We start from the raw sequence: 19,630 nt of genomic DNA on the forward strand, positions 1-19,630 counted from the left end.
TTTTATTGTTTTCTTAACATTTGGAAGGCCCTGAGCATGATATTTCTACGTGTTATATTAGTGCTTGTTTAGTAACTTTGACAATTAAAGTTTATTTTTAACAAAAACGAGATTTATTGGCACCCTTAACCGTTCTGAGCACGAGGAAAAAAGCGCAAACGCGTCTATCCAGAGAAAGTGAAATTTTTACCACCATCATAAAGGCCATACAGGAAAAGAAGGGGGAAAATATCGTATCCCTGGATCTGCGCCAGATTCCTGAAGCCGTGGCCGATTTCTTTATATTATGTGAAGCCAATTCCAATACCCAGGTAAGGGCAATCGCTGATTATGTGGCTCATGAAGTAGAGAAACAGATCGGGGAAGAACCTTACAAACACGAAGGGTTTACTGCCCAGCAATGGATCCTCGTAGATTATGTGAATATCGTTGTCCATGTTTTCCAGCCGGAAACCAGGAGATTCTATAGTCTTGAAGAAATGTGGAGTGACGCCGACAGGATGGAACACAATGACGACTGAGTAAAACAGTCGGGAAAGTATTAATATTATCTAATTCTGATTGCAATAAACATCCGTAAAGGAGCGTAAGATTATGGAAAAAGGAGGCAATAACTTCAACAAGGGTTCAGAAAAATCGCCTAAGAAAGGACCGAAGTTCAATATATACTGGGTGTACGCCTTTATAGGTGTAGCCTTGCTCGCAATGAACTTTTTTGATTTCAGATCCCCTACCAAAGAAATCAGCTTCCAGGAGTTTCAGGTAAAATATTTGAAACCTGGTGATGTAGATAAACTGGTAGTTGTAAACAAGAAATATGTAGAAGTCTACATAAACCCTGATAGCTTAAAACTGTCAAAATTCAACGAGGTTTCCAAAAGCAAATTTGGTGGCGCAAACCTTGGTCCTCATTACCGGTTTTCTATCGGTAGTGAAGAGAGTTTCAAAAAAGATATAGACAAAGCCCAGGCTGATGTGCCTATGGAAAAACAGGTGAAGATCTCTTATGACGAACGTCAGAGCTGGTTTGAACCTATCTTCCAGTTATTATTGCCCATCATCCTGATAATTGGTTTGTGGATACTGTTGATGCGTAAGATGGGTGGCCCTGCCGGTGGTAGTGGTGGCCCGGGTGGCATTTTCAATATCGGTAAATCAAAAGCTACCCTGTTTGATAAAGGCACCCGCGTGAACATTACGTTCAATGATGTGGCTGGTCTGGATGAAGCAAAGGTAGAAGTAATGGAGATCGTGGATTTCCTGAAGAATCCTAAAAAGTATACCGCCCTGGGAGGTAAAATTCCTAAAGGCGCTTTACTGGTAGGTCCTCCGGGTACAGGCAAGACCTTGCTGGCGAAAGCCATGGCGGGTGAAGCGCAGGTTCCTTTCTTCTCTATGTCCGGTTCCGATTTCGTGGAACTGTTTGTAGGGGTGGGTGCGAGCCGTGTACGTGACCTGTTCAAACAGGCCCGTGAAAAAGCGCCTTGTATCATCTTTATCGATGAAATTGACGCCATTGGCCGTGCAAGAGGCAAGAACGTGATGATGAGTAATGATGAGCGTGAAAACACCCTCAATCAGTTGCTGGTAGAAATGGATGGTTTCGGAACAGACAGCGGTATCATTATCCTGGCTGCTACCAACCGCCCCGATGTACTGGATAGTGCGTTATTGCGCCCGGGTCGTTTTGATCGTCAGATCTCTATCGACAAGCCGGATCTGGCCGGAAGGGAAACCATTTTTGAAGTGCATTTAAAGCCTATCAAAACATCTCCTATCCTGGACGTGAAAAAACTGGCTTCCATGACGCCTGGTTTCGCTGGTGCCGATATTGCCAACGTATGTAATGAAGCGGCGCTGATAGCTGCCCGTAAAGGCAAAACACAAGTGGAAATGGATGACTTCAATGATGCGATTGATCGTGTAATTGGTGGTCTGGAAAAGAAAAACAAAATCATCTCTCCGGAAGAAAAAGAAGTCATTGCTTACCATGAAGCTGGTCACGCTATTTGCGGCTGGCACCTGGAGCATGCTAATCCCCTGGTAAAAGTAACCATCGTACCACGTGGTGTTGCTGCCCTCGGATATGCACAATATCTTCCGAAGGAACAATATCTGTACAATACCGAACAATTGCTGGACGATATATGCATGACCCTTGGCGGCCGTGCTGTAGAAGAACTGGTATTCGGTAAAATTTCTACCGGTGCACAAAACGACCTGCAGGTAATTACCCGTATGGCGTATGCAATGGTAACCGTGTATGGTATGAACGATAAAGTTGGTAACGTATCTTTCTATGATCCGAACAGCGACCAGTCATTTACCAAACCTTACTCTGAAGAAACATCCAAGATGATTGATGATGAAGTAAGAAAACTGATTGCTACCGCTTATATCAGAACGAAAGACCTGCTTACATCCAAGATGGATCAGGTGAAGATACTCGCAGAGGAATTACTGAAAAAAGAAGTTTTATACCAGGCCGACCTGGAAAGACTGATCGGTAAACGTCCTTACGATGTACACAGAGAACACCAACTGAATAAAGAAGGCATGACTACAGACGGTGTTCATCCGTCAGACATCATCAACCCTTCTCCTTCACCAGCTAATGCATAAATAGCGATATGAAGATTTCTCCTGCCAAGGAAAATATGCTGAAGAGAATACGGAATGCGTTAAGTCAGTCAGTACAGTTGCCCTTCCCGAATTCGGAGGGCAACTCTTCTGTTTTTAAGACAGAGAACGAAGGGCTGGAGTTAAAGTTCGCAGAGGAGTTCACCAGGTTACAGGGGAAATTTGTTTTCTGTACCGGTAAAGGAGAGCTTATTGAAAACCTGCGCACATTGGCAGAAAAGAAGGAATGGCAGAATGTACTTTGCCAGACCCCGCTGCTGATGAAAACGTTGCATCAAAACGAATTACCTTTTCTGAATCAGGGCGATATGCACCACGCAGATGCCGCCATTACCGATTGTGAATACCTGGTAGCACGTACGGGTACAGCAGTGCTGAGCAGCGCACAACCCAGTGGAAGAGCCTTGCCGGTATATGCCCCCGTTCATATCATCATTGCCTATACACACCAGCTGGTATTTGACCTGAAGGATGCGTTCAGCAAGTTGAAGGATAAATACGGCAACGAATTACCTTCAGCCGTATCCTTTGCAACAGGCCCCAGCCGCACGGCAGATATTGAGAAAACACTGGTGGTAGGGATTCACGGACCCAAAGAAGTATACGTATTTTTAGTAGACGAATAACATACAGCATTTATGGCTTTTAGTTATCAGCTTTCAGGTGAACAAATGTTGCCTGCTGCCAGCTGACAACTAAAAGCCTTTTATTTATTCAGCTTTTTTGCTGAAAGAATAAAAAAGGCTTCATAATTTTAAGCATGGACATTCCTTTACCAGCCAGTAAGAAAATATATTTTGCATCCGACTTCCATCTCGGTGCGCCCAATGCTGCCACCAGCAGAGAGCGGGAGAAACTCATCCTGCAATGGCTGGATCAGGTGGAAAAAGACGCGCAACACATCTTCCTGGTGGGTGATATTTTTGATTTCTGGTTTGAGTATAAACATGTTATTCCCAAAGGCTATACCCGCATCCTGGGCAGGCTTGCAGCCTTAACAGACAAGGGTATCGGGGTTTCCGTATTTATCGGTAACCATGATATGTGGATGAACGGATATTTTGAAGAAGAATTAAACATCCCGGTTTACTACGAACCGCAAACCTATACAATAGCCGGTAAGAAATTCTATATAGGTCATGGCGACGGGCTCGGCCCTGGCGATCATGGCTATAAGTTTTTGAAAAAAGTATTCAGGAATCCTTTTTGCCGCTGGCTCTTTTCCGGTATCCATCCGGTATGGGGCATTTCACTGGCTAATTATTTCAGCCGTAAAAGCCGCGCTGCAACAGGTCAGGAACTGGAGAAATACCTGGGAGAAGAAGAAGAATGGCTGGCTATTTACAGCAAAGAAATTTTACAGCAGGAACATTTCGATTACTTCATTTTTGGCCACCGGCACCTGCCGCTGGATATTAAAGTAGGCAATAACAGCCGTTACATTAACCTGGGCGACTGGCTCAACTATTGCTCCTACGCCGTTTATGACGGACAAACAACCGAATTAAAATACTTTACAGCAGCCGGTGAAAAGGCCGCCAGATCAAGCGTCCAGGATCTCATGTAAGATGGGGGGCGAATGCATCTCGGTAAAATCAGGCAAATGAAGTCTGAAAAAATCGAGGTATGCATAGAGCAACCTTCTTCTTCTTTCTTTATTCATACTGATCCCGGCGAGGTGTTGTACTTCACTGCACTGGAATAACTGATCTGTGAGAGAACTGCTTTCAGGATCGAGATGATAGGGATGATGTGGCGGAAGATAAGAGAAGGTACCTTCCTGTAAATCCAGGTAGGGCGAGTATTCAGAGAAACGGCCATTCAGCCTGAACCCCAGGTGTTCTCCCAATTTCAGCGTAAAATATAGCGGCAGGTTGGCCGTTACCGCCATGGTGGATACATCCAGCAGTTGCAGGGTGTTTTCCGTAAAGTAGTACAACTCCAGCTGCTGTTCCGGTTGCTTCAGGCACTTTTGCAGCAATTCTATGAGGTATAGAGCCACGGTGTTTTTTGCCACACTGAAATGCAGCGATGTATAAATATAGCCCAGCTTGAATTCAGAAATGCGTTGCAGATTTTTTATTTCATTGTGATAAACAACGAGGTCCAGGATGTTTCCCGGTTGTAACAGGTTGCCCCTGGCGGCTTTGGGCTTCTGTGAGCGCACGCCGTTTACGATGTAGGATTGTAGCCCGAACAATTCCGTAAAGACGCTAACGATCACGCTTGTGTCGCCATACTTCACTGTACGTATTACGATGCCGCGGGTTTTGTGGAGCATTTTTGCTGTGCGTGTTTAAGCCTGCAATTTAACCAAATGGGGGATAAGGATGGCTTTTTTAATTACCTTTACGCCATTTACCAAATTGAAAAATCCTTATGTGGCAACGTTTAGCAGGCTTTGTGCTAAAATATAGATTATCGCTTCTTCTACTATTACTCGCCGGCACTGGAGTGATGGCATACTTTGCCAGTAAGGTACAGATGTCCTACGACTACGTGGCTACCATACCACATGATAATCCTAAGTTTCTTGAATACCAGCGGTTTAAAGAGAAGTTTGGTGGTGATGGAAACATGCTCGTACTGGGTGTTCAGACAGATAGTTTTTTTCAGGCAGATTTTTTCAACGACTATGTAAAGTTGAATCAGGACCTGAAAAAAGTGACTGCAGTAGAGAATATCCTGAGTGTGCCGATGGCCATTAATCTTATAAAAAATGATAGCACACATAAGCTGGAGGCGGGTTTGCTATTTAAAGGCGGCGTTTCGGATCAGGCGGAAATAGATAGCCTGGCCAATGTTTTCAGAACGCTGTTGTTTTACAAAGGGCTCCTCTACAATCCGGATACACATGCTTACCTGATGGGCATTTATGTGAATAAGGATGTATTTAATTCCTCCCAGCGCACCGCTGTAGTAGCGGAGATTTCGAAGCTCGCAAAAGCATTTGAAGAAAAGCATCATACGGAGGTGCGAATGAGTGGCTTGCCATTAATTCGTACAGTCATGGCCGTTAAGGTGGCCGACGAACTGAAATTATTTCTCAAAATATCTTTCCTGTTAACCGGATTAATACTGTTTCTGTTCTTCCGTTCTTTCGGAGCGGTACTCATGTCAATGATAGTGGTAGCTATTGGTGTAATATGGTCAGTCGCCACCATTGTGCTGATGGGCTATAAGATCACGCTGCTAACGGGTTTGATTCCTTCACTGATTGTGGTCATCGGTATTCCGAATTGTGTGTACTTCCTGAGTAAGTATCACACAGAGTATGCAAAACATGCCAACAAAACGCGGGCACTCATACGCATGATCCAGCGGATGGGGATCGTAACATTGTTTACCAATCTCACGGCAGCCATCGGGTTTGGGGTATTCTGTTTTACCAATAGTGCCATCCTGAAAGAGTTTGGCGTAGTAGCAGGGTTGAATATTATGTTCATCTTCCTGATCTCCTTCATCTTCCTGCCTTCCGTACTCAGTTATTTACCACCGCCTCATAAGCGGCATACCAACTACCTGGAAAGTGGTTTTTTCCGTGGAATGCTGGACTTTATCACTACGCTGGTATTTAAGCACCGCAAGGGAATCTATGTGGTAAGTGCCGTACTGGTGATCCTGTCTATTGTTGGTATGGGGCGTTTGAAGTCGGTAGGCTTTATGCTGGACGATATTCCTAAAACAGATAAGCTTTTTACGGATCTGAAATTTTTTGAGAATAATTTCAAAGGGGTGATGCCCCTGGAGATTGCAGTAGATACGAAGCGAAAGAACGGGGTGATTAATCTGCAAACCCTGAACAAGCTGGATGAGCTGACGGCATTGATTTCGGCGCAACCGGATTTTGCCAGACCCTTGTCTGTAGTAGAAGGGATCAAGTTTGCGAAGCAGGCTTATTATAATGGTGATAGCTCCAATTATGCGGTGCCTAATCAGTTTGATCTGGGCTTTCTGGCGCCTTATCTGCGCATGAAAGGCAGTAATAATGCTACCGGCGCCACTTCTACGTTTTCGAAGCTAGTATCGTCTTTTATGGATAGTACGCGGCAGATAGCCCGTGTGAGTGTAAACATGAAAGATGTGGGATCACAAAAGCTGCCGGTACTGATGGATTCGCTGGAGCCCAAGGTGACCGCTATTTTTGACACGGCTCATTATAAAGTGACCTTTACCGGTACCAGTATTATATTCCAGGAGGGAACGCGGTTTATTATCAATGGGCTTGCAGAGAGTATCCTGCTGGCTTTTGTGCTGATCATGTTCTGTATGTTGTACCTGTTCCGGTCGTGGCGGATGCTGATTATATCGCTGATCCCGAATGTTATTCCGCTGGTAGTAACCGCGGGTGTGATGGGATGGGTAGGTATTGCGCTGAAGCCGTCTACTGTACTGGTATTCAGTGTGGCATTGGGTATAGCCATTGACGTTACGATCCGTTTCCTGGTGAATTTCAAGCAGGAATTGCCGCAGCATGACCTGGATATCTCCGCCACGGTTAAGCAAACGATCCATGAAACGGGGTTAAGTATTATTTATACCTCTATGATCCTGTTTGCCGGGTTTATGATCTTCAGTTTTTCCGAGTTTGGCGGTACAAAGGCGTTGGGCTGGCTTACCTCTCTGACGCTTGTGGTGGCTATGATCACCAATCTTACCATTCTGCCGGCATTGTTGTTATGGATGGAAAAGGCGTTGCTGAAAAAGGCGCGGAAGAAGGAACTGTGGAAAACGCTGGATGAGGAGGAAGATATAGCGATGTCCGAGCTGGGAGTAGACGATAAAGAATAGGGAGCGGATAGCTTGTAATTTATATTTTTTTTAAAGGGTGCTAAACGCACCCTTTTTTTTAGCTAAAAGAGACAAAAAAACACCCTGAAATAATCTAGTGGACAGCATTCAAATACCCTTATCACCGTTTGTATAAAAGGGGTGGGTATACCCATAAAAAAGTATGAGGTTTATAATGCCATTTTAACACCACTAGTTCATGAAAAACAAGTACTTAAAGGGCGCTCATTTATCCGAGCGCAAATTTAAGGAGATCCTGCGGCTGTTTGCCGATGATCTCACTGCGACGCAGATAGCGAATATCAGCGGTGTAAGCAGGGTAACGATCAATAGTTATCTGAAGAAGCTAAGACACCAGATAGCCCGCTGCTGCGAGACGCTGCATCCTGTGCCCGCGCCTGTTATAGCCTATGACAGCCGGCAGGAAAATTCCCAACCAGACCACGGAAGCGACACGCTGGTGGCTGTAAAACCGGAAGTAGAACGGCTTGTAAAGCCTGTTATTTTCGGGATTTGCAGACTACCGGACCGGTTGTACACCGAGATTTTACCTGACGTAACCCGTTCTATGATCCATGCTGCCACCAGGGGGCGTTCCGTATTGGAAACCCTGGGAGCCACGGAGCGTTTGCGTGGGTTTAACGGTGTGGTAGATCTGGGACAGTACCGGTTGTACCGGTTGGGTAGTTCCATTACCGACACGTTAAACGGAAGTCCGCTTATGGACGATGTAGATGCTTTCTGGGCGCTGACAAAGCACAGGCTGGCCAAATTCAAGGGCCTGAACCGGAATACGGCATACCTGCATCTGAAGGAGTGCGAGTACAGGTTTAACAACAGGAATGAAGACCTCTACGGGGTATTGCTGGAGTTGTTGAAAACATATCCGCTTACCCTTGCCTGATAAAAATTATTGCCCCACTTTAAGTGGGGCAACATTAATCTCGATTTAGATTTTGGTTGATGAGCGCAGGCGGCATTCTTGCCGCTTGTTTAACCACAAGGAATTACAAGTTATTTATTATTATAATTTGTTAATGAGAAGTTAAAAAAATGTTATCTAAGTGTTATCACCAACTTCCCAAGTTTAATTTTTTGTTAATAATGGCTATATTTACAGCCTGTTTGAAAATTTGCTAAGGAAACTGCTTGTGAGAAAGAAGTTCACTACTTCTCTTGTCAATTCTTTAATGGAATCGCAAGGGAGGTCGTTGATTTTTAATTTATGTTATATATACACCAACATTAAAAGTCTCCACTAAACAATTTAATCAACAGATTTAACGGGAACCAATTGAATTAAGGCTATCGCCTTGATAATGATTATTATTTTTTTTGAAGGTTAAACATTAGGAAACAAAATCATGCTTATGAGGAAAGTATTATTTCTCCTCTTGTCCGTGCTATGCCTGACGGGACAAGCTTTCGCGCAAAGTCGCACTGTAACGGGGAAAGTTACCGACGGAACCGACGGTTCTCCTATACCTGGGGTAACAATTCAGATTAAGGGTACTGGCAAAGGAGCTACCACCCAACCCGATGGCCAATTCAGCCTGGAGGCTTCCAGCAACGATGTATTTATCGTGTCTTTTATCGGCTATGAAAGCCAGGAGGTACCAGTAGGTACCGGCACCAATCTTCATATTAAACTGAAGGTTGATTCCAAAAACCTGGATGAAGTAGTGGTAACAGGTTACACCATCGAACGGAAAGTAAATTCCACCATTGCTGCTTCTACTATCAATGGTGGCAAAGTAAACAGCATTGCACTGCCGGACGTAAACCAGATGTTGCAGGGTAATGCGCCTGGTATCTCCGTAGCTACCAACTCCGGTCAGCCTGGTGCAAAAACCGAAGTGCGCGTACGTGGTATCGGTTCCATTTCGGCGAGCAACAGCCCGCTGTATGTATTGGACGGTGTGATTATGTCTTCCGGTGATTTAACACAGAACACCCAATCGCAGGACATCATATCTAACCTCAACCCTGCTGACATCGAGAATATCACTATTCTGAAAGATGCCTCTGCTACTGCATTGTATGGTTCCCGTGGGTCCAACGGTGTGGTGGTAATTACCACCAAAACCGGTAAAAAAGGTCAGAACAGGATCAACTTCAATGGTAAGTATGGTTTTCAACAACTGGCTAAAGGCATCGATATGATGAATGCTTCCGAGTTGCTGGCTTACCAGCGCGAAGGCTTGAAGAATGCGGTTGATAAAACTACCGGAGAAAGAAAATATTCTGATGCACAGATCCTGCAATATCGCCCGGATCTCCTGGCTGATATTAATACCAACTGGATGGATGAAGCGTTCCGCACTGGTAAAACCCAGGCGTTTGGCATTAATGCCAGCGGCGGTAACGAAAAAACCACGTTCTATGCATCCGGTGATTATTTTAAACAGGAAGGTATCCTGATTGGAAGTGATTTCAGTCGTTATGCCGGCCGTTTGAACGTAGATCACAAGTTCAACGATAAGTTTGATCTGAGTGTAAAAATGAGCGGATCATATACTGATCAGCTTAGTGCAGCTGGTGGTAGTAACTACTCTTCACCATTGTCAGGTGCCATCACACAGGTTCCCTGGATTCCTGCACGTGATGAAAATGGTACGCCTTACAATGGTTACAAGCCTGGTCAGCCTGGTTCTGATACCTGGGCTGGTTTTCAGGATATTCCACAGGCATGGCGCCCGACTTTACAGGGTGGTAACTTCCTGAACACAGTTGCGCAGAATTATAGCAAGAGCAATAACACACAAACCATTTTCAATGCGGCGTTAGGTTATAACATCACCGACGGATTGCGGTTTGTAGTAAAAGGAAATGCTGAGCTGACCGGTATCCGTGAAAAACAATGGTCATCTCCTGATAGCTACGACGGCCGTAACTACGGTGGTTACCTGTATAATGTAAACAGTAATGTAGCATTGTATACTACGCAGCAATTGCTGACGTATAACTTCAATGTTGGTGCAGATCACAGCTTCCGCTTACTGGCGGGTAATGAATATTCTTACCAGAGCCACATATGGTCACTGGGCGCCAAAAATGGTTTCCCCGGTGGTCAGTTACAGGTGCCTGACGTAGGCGCTAACCTGTTTGACGGCGGTGGTAATGAATCTGCTTACGCCTTCCAGGGTATCCTGGCAAAAGCTGATTACGACTATAAATCAAAATATTTCCTGAGCGGTAGTTTCAGAAGAGATGGATCATCCCGTTTCCCTAAAGACAACCGTTATGGTAACTTCTATTCTGTAGGCGCTGCGTGGCGTATTACCGAAGAAGAATTTACCAAATCCCTTTACTGGCTGAATGACCTGAAACTGCGTGCCAGCTATGGTATTATGGGTAATGCGGAAGGACTGGGTAACTATCCTTTCCAGGCATTATACAGCCTTGCAGGCGCTTACCAGGGAGAAACAGCTGCATTTGCCAATCAGCCGGGTAATCCTATGCTGAGCTGGGAAAAACAGAACCTGTTTGATGTAGGACTGGATTTCAGCGTGTTTAAAAAACGTGTATACGGTAGCGTAGGTTTCTACGACAAGCGTTCCTCTGCCTTGCTGATGGAGATGCCATTGTCTATGACCACCGGTTATGAAACCATGAATATGAACGTGGGTCAGATGTTGAACCAGGGCTTCGAAATTACCCTGGGTGCTGTACCGGTAGCCACTAAAAACTTTACGTGGACAACAGACCTGAACTTTGCCACCCTGCGGAATAAAGTACTGTCACTTGGTGAGCAGCAAACGATCCCTGCTGGCAGCAGACAACGGATTGAAGTGGGCAGACCATTTGGTTCCTGGTATATGCCGGTATGGTATGGTGTGAATCCTGAAAATGGTGCAGCACAGTGGGAAGATGCTACGGGCGCGCCAACGGAAGATATCAACCTGGCGCCCAGAAAATATGTGGGTCAGGCATTGCCAAAGATCACCGGTGGATTTACCAACAAGATAAATTATAAGGAATTTGACCTGTCTATGCTGATCACTTTCAGCGCAGGCAACAAAGCATATAACTACAACCGCATGAACCTGGAAAGCGATGGCGCTGTTACCCGCAACCAGGCTAAGGATGCATTGGATCACTGGGAGCAGAAAGGTGATATTGCTGACAGACCAAAAGTTGTGTTTGGCGGTAGCGGATCAAACGTTACTTCCAGCCGTTACCTGGAAGATATTTCCTATGCAAGAATCAGGAACCTGACGCTGGGTTATACTTTGCCAAAAAGTGTGTTAGGTAGTATGAAGATGCAGTCGCTGCGTGTATTTGCACAGGCTGAAAACCTGTTCACGCTGACTGGCTACAAAGGATGGGATCCGGATATCAATACCAATCCGCTGCCTCCTACCAGCACTACTTCTCCTACCAGTGTGAATGCGGGTCTCGATTTTTATCGTTATCCTACTTCCCGTGTGTTCACTTTTGGTGTAACTGTAGGTCTGTAAACGAAGAAGTTTATTTAACAAAAATTGTAGTTTAATTATGAAATATTCAAAACTTTCTATACTGGCTTTATCTGCGGCCACTTTCATTTCAGCTTGTAATTCCAAGCTGGATCTGAAGCCTGCGGATTCGCTGGATGATAATAGTGCAATTACAGAAGGAAATGTGCGGATCCTCGCAAATGGTATGTATGAGCGTGCGCAGGAACTGGAATACTACGGTCGTGATTTCATGGTGGTAACAGATGTGGGTGGGAATGATATGAAGATCACGCCATCCAATTCCAACAGGTTTATCTATGAGTTTCAATACATGTATTCTCCGTTGCTGAGTCCTCAGACCAAAACATGGCAGAATGCATACCGTGTAGCCAACCAGGCAAGCGTGATCATTGATAAGTTGCCTACTACAGAGAATACTGCCGGTGCTAAAGGAGAAGCATATTTTATGCGTGCCCTCGCACATTTTGATCTGACGAGAAGATATACCAGGCCCTACTCCCTGAACAAAGCGGATGCCGATAAGCCTAATACAGGCGTGGTGTTGGTGATGGCAGCTATAGATGATCCGGGTAATTACAAACCGGCACGTGCTACACTCAATGCTACTTATGATGCCATTATCAGTGATCTGAAAGCAGCACAGCAAACAGCGCCGGACACCAAACCCGGTACTGCCGGCGTGTTCAGGGGATCAAAGGATGCAGCTACTGCATTACTGACACGTGCTTATCTTTATAAAGAAGACTGGGCAAACGTAATCAAAGAAGCTACTTCCCTGTTGGGTGGTAAGTATCCTTTATGGGATGGCAGTAACTACCTGGCTAATTTTACTTCAGATAACGCTACCTCCGAAGATATTTTTGCGCTGCGGTTTCTGGCGCCTGAAAACCGGGGTTCCAACAACTTCGGAAATATCTACCTGCCTGCCGATGGAAGTGCTACCGGTGGTTACGGAGATATCAGGCTGACGGATGGTTTTATGAATCTGCTGGAAGCCGGTGATACCCGTAAGGCTATCACTCAAAACTACGCAGGGAGTAACTACCTGATTAAGTGGATTGGTAACGGACAGGGCCTGACCGGTATGGCGAATGTGAAAGTGCTGAGAATAAGTGAAGTGCTGTTGAATCGTGCAGAGGCTTATGCGGAGCAGGGTAATTTATCACTGGCAGTAATTGATGTTAATACATTGCGTGCAAAACGTGGACTTGCTGAATTTACAGATGAGGCGAATGTTAAAGCGGAGATTAAGAAAGAGAGAAGACTGGAGCTGGTAGGTGAAGGTCATGGTATGACGGATATTTTCAGAAAGAATGATAAACGCAGCATTAAAGATGCAGATGCTATCCTTCCGCAGACACCGGATATTACAACAGATAACTACCGTATTGCTTATCCGATTCCCCAGATAGAAATCGATGCGAATGCAAACATCGAGCAGAATCCGGGTTATCAGAAGAACTAATGCTATAATAATACACAGGAAGGGCGTCGTTTTTACGGCGCCCTTTTTTTGTGTTAATCCTTTTTGTGTGCGGCGCCGGTATGTTTCCCCATTTGTAAAAAAATTCTTTTATGCACTTTTCTTTGTATTTGCATAAAATAAATGTATTGGGTCTATATCAATTTATTCAACATTTCCTAATGTTTGCTTGTTATTTAGCTGTTATTTAACAAATATTTTTATCCCCTCATATAGCAAAATTTATGTAATTATCTGATATTATTTTACCCAATATCGATATTATATCTTCTTTTTATCGTAATTTAATAGTGTTAACTACTCTTTTTAGTCAATCAATCTAAACCAAATTGCTTATGAAAAAAGAGCTACTACTATTGCTGTTCGTGTGCAGCAGCGTCCTCAGCGCGGTAGCCCAGACACGAACGATCAGCGGAAAAGTTAGTGATGCAAAAGATGGCTCTGCTTTACCAGGAGTTACAGTGGTAATCAAGGGTACAACAAAGGGTGTTTTTACATCCGGAGATGGTACTTATAAAGTGACCAACATCGATGCGGGATCTACACTCATTTTTTCTTTCGTAGGTTATCTCAATAAGGAGGTAATCGTGGGGGGTAATAATATTATTGATGTATCCATGGAGGCTGATAAAAAACAGCTGGGAGAAGTGGTGGTAACCGCCGTGGGCTTAAAACGCAATGAAGCTACACTGGGGTATTCGGTCACGTCTGTCAAGCCTGATCAGATCCTTCAAAAATCAGAGCCGGATATGCTGAAAGGTTTACAAGGCAAAGTAGCCGGTGTAGACATCAGAACTTCACAGGGTACACCCGGCGCTGCTACCCGTATTAATATACGCGGTAACACTTCTTTCTTTGGAAACAACGAACCATTGATTGTAGTAGATGGGATTCCTTACAATAATGATCAGATAACTACTTCCAGCCAAACGTCTGGTGGTGGTGCCTATTCCAGCGGACTTTCTTCACTGGATCCTAATGATATTGCTGCTATGACTGTGCTGAAGGGTGCAGCAGCTGCGGCTTTATATGGATCAAGAGCGTCCAATGGTGCAGTGATCATTACTACAAAATCGGGAAGTGCTTCTATTGGCAAACGGAAACTGGAAGTAAGCTACTCTACTTCTTACTCGTTTGAAAATGTGGCAAACCTTCCTAAGTATCAGAATGACTATGGCACAGGAAGTTCATTTACTTACGCGAATGCCAATGGTTCCTGGGGCCCCAGATTCGGCACCCTGGATTCCGTGCCTGCATGGCCAGATTATCTGGCTGCTTTTCCTGAATTGTTTCCGTCATCCGGCAACATAAAATATCAACCATACCCAAACAACGTAAAAGATCTTTTCAGAACAGGGTTTATCTCTGAAAATTCAGTTGGCGTAAATGGTGGCAATGAAAAGTCAGCATTGAGCGCAACAGCATCTTATCTGAGTCAGGATGGTTATGTGCCGCATTCCAGTTTCAATAGGGGGAATATGTCTGTGGGCGGTGTTACCAGGTTGGCTAACGGCCTTACTGTAAACGCAAACTTCAGCTACAGTACCAGTAATCAGGCGGGTAGTATTTTCGGGGAAAACCAGGTATCGGGTGCCGCTTCTTCCTTTGCGCGTAACCTGTTCCTGGGAAGGACCTGGAATATAGCAGGCTTGCCTTTTGAAGATGCCAGTGGTAAACCGGTTTCCACGAATAACTCGCAGTATGATAACCCGCTCTGGGCTTTTAAACATAATACGGTTACTACTGCAACGGACCGTTATGTAGCAGGCTTGAAATTCAATTATGATATCCTGCCTTGGTTTAATGCAAGTTATCAGATAGGAACCAACTCAAATTCCTTCTTCAGAAAAGAAGTAACAGATATTGGTTCAAGAGGTGCGGAAACGGTAGGACAGATTATTGAACAGAATTACCGGCTTGCGGAAATTGAGTCTAACCTCATCGCCACCTTTACACCAAAATTATGGAACGAAGATTTTGGTTTCAAAGGGTTGCTTGGTTATAACGTCAATCAACGTACGATGAGATCACAGATCATCTCTGGAAAAAATATTATCGTACCGGGCACCTATAGCCTGAGCAATACCAAGAGTGTATTGCCTACAGAGGATGTATACGAACAGCGGCGCTTATGGGGTGCGTTTGCGGAAATAGACCTGGATTATAAAAAGTGGTTGTACCTGATCGTGACAGGTCGTAATGACTGGTCTTCCACACTACCAACAACTAACCGTAGTTACTTTTATCCCAGTGTAGCTACTTCCTTTATTTTTACCGAGGCGCTGAAGATGAACAGCAGCGTACTTACTTTTGGTAGATTGAGGGCCAGCTGGGCTAAAGTAGGTAGAGATGCGGACCCTTACCAATTGGCGAACACCTTCAACGTAAATACAGCTTTTCTTGGTCAACCCGGTGTGATGCAGTTACCCACAGGTGGTAATGCTGCATTGAAACCAGAGTTTACACAGGATTTTGAAGTAGGTACCAGCCTGGAGTTTTTTGACCGGAGAATAGCCCTGGATGTTGCCTGGTATTCCCGTTTGTCTACAAACCAGATTGCACCACTTACCCTGCCTCCTTCTTCAGGATACGGACAGGTGATCGATAACTATGGTAAACTTACCAATAAGGGTATAGAAGTAGATCTGAATGTAATACCGGTTCAGACGAAAGATTTCACGTGGAGTTTGCATTGGGTGTTTACCAAAAACAGAAGTGAGGTGAAAGAGCTGAAGGAAGGTGTAACCCGTTTGTTGCTGAATGGTGTACTGGATGAAATGAGTCCATACCTGGAAGCAGGCAAGCCTTATGGTTACCTGCGTGGTACTGCAGATGCGCGTGATAAAGACGGTGCCCTGTTAATTGATCCTTCCACCGGATTCCTTATCAGGGAGCTGGATCAGCGACAGGTGGGTGATCCGAATCCGGATTTCAAAACAGGGTTGGGTACTACATTGAGTTATAAAGGAATTTTCCTGAATGCTTTATTTGACCTTACACGCGGCGGTGATATTTATTCCGTTACCACTAGCTCTCTGCTGGGACGTGGTGTAACCAAGGATACAAAAGATCGTGAAGGTGTGTTTGTAATTCCCGGTTACTATGGAGATGTAAATTCTCCGGGTACCGCTCTGCTGGATCCGAAAGGTCAGCGGATTCCGAATCAGACACAGATCAGTTTATTCGAAACATATTTTGGGGAAACATTTGCCATCAACTCGGCAACAGAATGGAATGTGTATGATGCTACCGTATATACTTTACGGGAAGTAACGCTTGGTTATGATTTCCCAAAATCAATGTTTAATAAAACACCGATCGGAGGCCTGACCATTACCTTATCAGGTCGTAATCTCTGGTATGTCGCACCTAATTTACCGAAGTATAGCAACTTCAATCCTGAAGTGGGCAGCTTTGGTTCTACCAATACACAAGGTATTGAGTTGTCTGGCGCACCTACTACCCGTCGTTACGGTGTAAACCTGAAAGTGACCTTCTAGTATTCACGAAAAACAATTGAAGCGATGAAAAGATTAAGCTATATTTTTTTAGTCACGGGGGCATTGCTGGTCAGCTGTACTAAAAATTTCCTGGATATAAATACGGATCCTAACAATCCTACGAAGGCTTCACTCAGTCAGTTGTTGCCTGCATCGGAACAAGGGTTATCCTATGCAATGGGTTTTACCAATGATGCCCGTGGTGCAAGAGGATTAACGGAAGTATTATCTGTATACGTACACCAGGTTACCGTGCGTGAATCGCAGGATCAGTACGGTGCCACCGGCAGCCAGTTTGATATCAATAATTCATGGTCTGATTTTTACAGTGCCCAATCCGTTGCTTCCAGCGCAGATTATATTGGTACGCTGGAAAACCTGGAAGTGTTACTGGCTCAGGCGCAGTCGCAGGAAAACCACATCTACGCCGGAATAGCCAGGATATTGAAGGCATATGGTTACAGCCAGTTTGTGGATGCATTTGCAGATATTCCTTATTCAGAAGCAAACAAGTTTGCTACCGCTGGTATACGTTATCCGAAGTTTGATAAAGGGCAGGATATTTATCCGCAGTTATTTATTCAGTTGGATAGTGCTATTGCAGATCTCTCTGCTACAAGCGGCAATAGCCTGAAGCCAGGTGCAGATGATTTATTTTATGGAGGGGATCCTGATCTGTGGATAAAGCTGGCCAATTCCATTAAACTCAAATTATATAATCAGATCAGGCTTACTACAGATGTTTCTGCCAAAGTAAATGCATTGATTACAGATGGTAATCTGATTAGCAGTGCGGACGAAAGCTTTATGCTGCTATACGGATCCAGTGCATCACCTGACGACAGAAACCCCGGCTACAGCGAATATTATGCAACACAGAAATCGCATTACCAGAGTCCCTGGTTTTATGAAATATTAAAGGGATTGAATAAGAAATTGTTTACCGGTATCGAAGATCCGCGTATTCCATATTATTTCTTTAATCAGAACGACCCAACAGCAGCGGCACAGAACGGAACCGATTACCGCAATAATGGATTTATATCTATTCTGTTTGGTTCTGTAGGTCCCAACAGGGATAAATCGCAGGATAATAGTATGACGGTATTTGGCATATATCCGGTAGGTGGCCGTTATGATGATGGTAAACCCCAGGTTGTAAATGCTGCCAGTGGAACAGGGGCAGCGCCTTTACGATTGCTTACCTACGCAGATGTGCTCTATACCAAAGCTGAGTTAATGAATGCCGGTATAGTTGCCGGTGATGCAAAGGCCACCCTGGAAGAAGCATTGAACGAATCATTTGCACAGGTAGATTTTGTGGTAAGCCGTGCTAAAGGGGCGCAATCAGTACCGGCTATTGTTGGTGCGAAGAGTGATGCTTATATCAACAAGATATTGGCGTATTATGACAGCCGTCCAACCACTGCTGCAAAGCTGGAAGTAATTATGACAGAAAAATGGATACAGAGTTTCGGATTCAGTGGTGATCAGTATACAGACTATCGTCGTACAGGCTATCCCGTTATATTTAATCCGAATGATGCATCACAGGCGCCTGGTGGATTTTTCCAACCACCTATCAATGGTGATCCCAGTATATCCGGTAGCCAGGCTGCTGTTAAGGTAGTGCTGGGAAGAAAATATCCTTTGTCATTACCATGGCCTACCAATGAACTGAACGTAAATCCGAATGCGCCACCGCAGAAGGCGCCGGATACTACACCGGTATTTTGGGATAAATAAAAACAGCATCATTGCAATTAAAAAAAGAATGTATGAAGAAATTAACCAGTTTTATCATAATAGTTGCAGGGATATGCGTGTTTTATGCGTGCCGTAAAAACGATAATCCCAAGCTACCGGAGGGAATAGATCAAGGTTTGTTCCCGCAGTTGGTACAGAGCGATAGCGGAGATGTACTCATCCAGGATGTGTCTAAATTTGCATCCAGTTTTTCTGTCGATGTTTATTTCAAAGATGGCCCCAAACCCAAGAAAATGGATATACGGGTTGTGTATAATGATAATTATACCAATGTAAAAACACTACAGGCGGATGTTACTTCTTTCCCCGCAACGATCAATGTTACAGGGCCGCAACTGGCACAGCTTTTCGGCAAAACCCCGGATCAGGTAGAAGACGGTGATTTTTTCACTATCAGACCGGATGTTTATTTAAATGATGGAAAAATATTTGAAGCATTCAAGTATGGTGTTAACGGAACGGATACTTTTAAACTCGCACCTTATGGCAGCGATGCCATGAATTTTCCTGACGCTAACGTGGATATTATTTATACAAAAGTATGTCCGCTGTATATGAGCAGTTATGCTGCTAAAGGAAGGCTAACGGTAGTGGATACTGGTTTTGCAGGATCTATTAACGCTGCTTTTGCAAAGTATACCGTTAATGCAGCACTGGATCCCGCAGATAGCACTACTTTAATCCTTACCGGATGGGGAGGTGTTGCCGGCGCAGTGGTGAAAATAAAAGCAATACTACGTACACAAGGCGCCACCGTACCTGTGCAGGTATACGCACCTACTTACGGCGGATTGCCTTATCATAATTTTGCGGTGCAGGGCAAGGGGGCATTTAATGCCTGCGATACCAGTATTTCATTGCAGATTACCAATACTGTTGCGGAGGGCAGTTTTGGTGCGACAGGTGTACAAATAAGCGCCGGACAATAACGGAAGTGAATATATGTTGATGAAAAAGAGGAGCTGCCCCGATTGGGATAGCTCCTCTTT

At 44.5% G+C, this 19,630-nt stretch carries 12 protein-coding genes; 11 read left to right on the forward strand and 1 reads right to left on the reverse strand.

Going from position 1 to position 19,630, the window contains the following annotated elements; genetic code table 11:
* Nucleotides 1-116 precede the first annotated feature (116 nt).
* The 4 genes from rsfS to ABQ275_RS25285 all read left to right on the forward strand — a co-directional run bounded on the left by rsfS (nt 117) and on the right by ABQ275_RS25285 (nt 4,207).
* A complete protein-coding gene (gene rsfS, locus ABQ275_RS25270) occupies nt 117-521 on the forward strand; it encodes a ribosome silencing factor (protein WP_349315929.1) in 405 nt (134 codons plus the stop codon).
* 73 nt (nt 522-594) lie between these two features.
* Complete coding sequence (gene ftsH, locus ABQ275_RS25275; RefSeq protein ID WP_349315930.1) at nt 595-2,622, forward strand: ATP-dependent zinc metalloprotease FtsH; 2,028 nt, start codon at nt 595-597, stop codon at nt 2,620-2,622.
* An 8-nt stretch (nt 2,623-2,630) separates the two neighbouring features.
* Nucleotides 2,631-3,266, forward strand: coding sequence for a lactate utilization protein (locus ABQ275_RS25280; RefSeq protein ID WP_349315931.1), 636 nt, complete (start codon nt 2,631-2,633; stop codon nt 3,264-3,266).
* 134 nt (nt 3,267-3,400) lie between these two features.
* Complete coding sequence (locus ABQ275_RS25285) at nt 3,401-4,207, forward strand: UDP-2,3-diacylglucosamine diphosphatase (RefSeq protein ID WP_349315932.1); 807 nt, start codon at nt 3,401-3,403, stop codon at nt 4,205-4,207.
* Here the strand turns inward: ABQ275_RS25285 and recO are convergent.
* On the reverse strand, nt 4,184-4,921 hold the full coding sequence (gene recO, locus ABQ275_RS25290; protein WP_349315933.1) for a DNA repair protein RecO: 738 nt from the start codon (nt 4,919-4,921) through the stop codon (nt 4,184-4,186). The two genes, ABQ275_RS25285 and recO, sit on opposite strands and share 24 nt — an antisense overlap.
* Before the next feature lie 98 nt (nt 4,922-5,019).
* On the opposite strand from recO, the gene ABQ275_RS25295 reads away from it, so the two are divergent.
* The 7 genes from ABQ275_RS25295 (at nt 5,020) to ABQ275_RS25325 (ending at nt 19,570) form a co-directional block, all read left to right on the forward strand.
* On the forward strand, nt 5,020-7,431 hold the full coding sequence (locus ABQ275_RS25295; protein WP_349315934.1) for an efflux RND transporter permease subunit: 2,412 nt from the start codon (nt 5,020-5,022) through the stop codon (nt 7,429-7,431).
* 199 nt (nt 7,432-7,630) lie between these two features.
* The gene (locus ABQ275_RS25300; RefSeq protein ID WP_349315935.1) at nt 7,631-8,335 is read left to right on the forward strand and encodes an IS1595 family transposase; all 705 of its coding nucleotides are present in this window, start codon (nt 7,631-7,633) and stop codon (nt 8,333-8,335) included.
* 466 nt (nt 8,336-8,801) lie between these two features.
* Complete coding sequence (locus tag ABQ275_RS25305; RefSeq protein ID WP_349315936.1) at nt 8,802-11,891, forward strand: TonB-dependent receptor; 3,090 nt, start codon at nt 8,802-8,804, stop codon at nt 11,889-11,891.
* Between the two features lie 37 nt (nt 11,892-11,928).
* On the forward strand, nt 11,929-13,356 hold the full coding sequence (locus tag ABQ275_RS25310) for a RagB/SusD family nutrient uptake outer membrane protein (RefSeq protein ID WP_349315937.1): 1,428 nt from the start codon (nt 11,929-11,931) through the stop codon (nt 13,354-13,356).
* A gap of 353 nt (nt 13,357-13,709) precedes the next feature.
* Entirely contained in the window at nt 13,710-16,874 is a 3,165-nt protein-coding gene (locus ABQ275_RS25315; protein ID WP_349315938.1) for a SusC/RagA family TonB-linked outer membrane protein, read from the forward strand.
* Between the two features lie 24 nt (nt 16,875-16,898).
* Nucleotides 16,899-18,620 carry a SusD/RagB family nutrient-binding outer membrane lipoprotein gene (locus ABQ275_RS25320; protein WP_349315939.1) on the forward strand — a complete coding sequence of 574 codons (1,722 nt, stop codon included), beginning with the start codon at nt 16,899-16,901 and terminating at the stop codon, nt 18,618-18,620.
* A gap of 32 nt (nt 18,621-18,652) precedes the next feature.
* Entirely contained in the window at nt 18,653-19,570 is a 918-nt protein-coding gene (locus tag ABQ275_RS25325; protein ID WP_349315940.1) for a hypothetical protein, read from the forward strand.
* The last annotated feature ends 60 nt before the right edge of the window (nt 19,571-19,630 follow it).

It is taken from the genome of Chitinophaga sp. MM2321 (assembly GCF_964033635.1).
In the GTDB taxonomy this organism is placed as follows: Bacteria; Bacteroidota; Bacteroidia; order Chitinophagales; family Chitinophagaceae; genus Chitinophaga.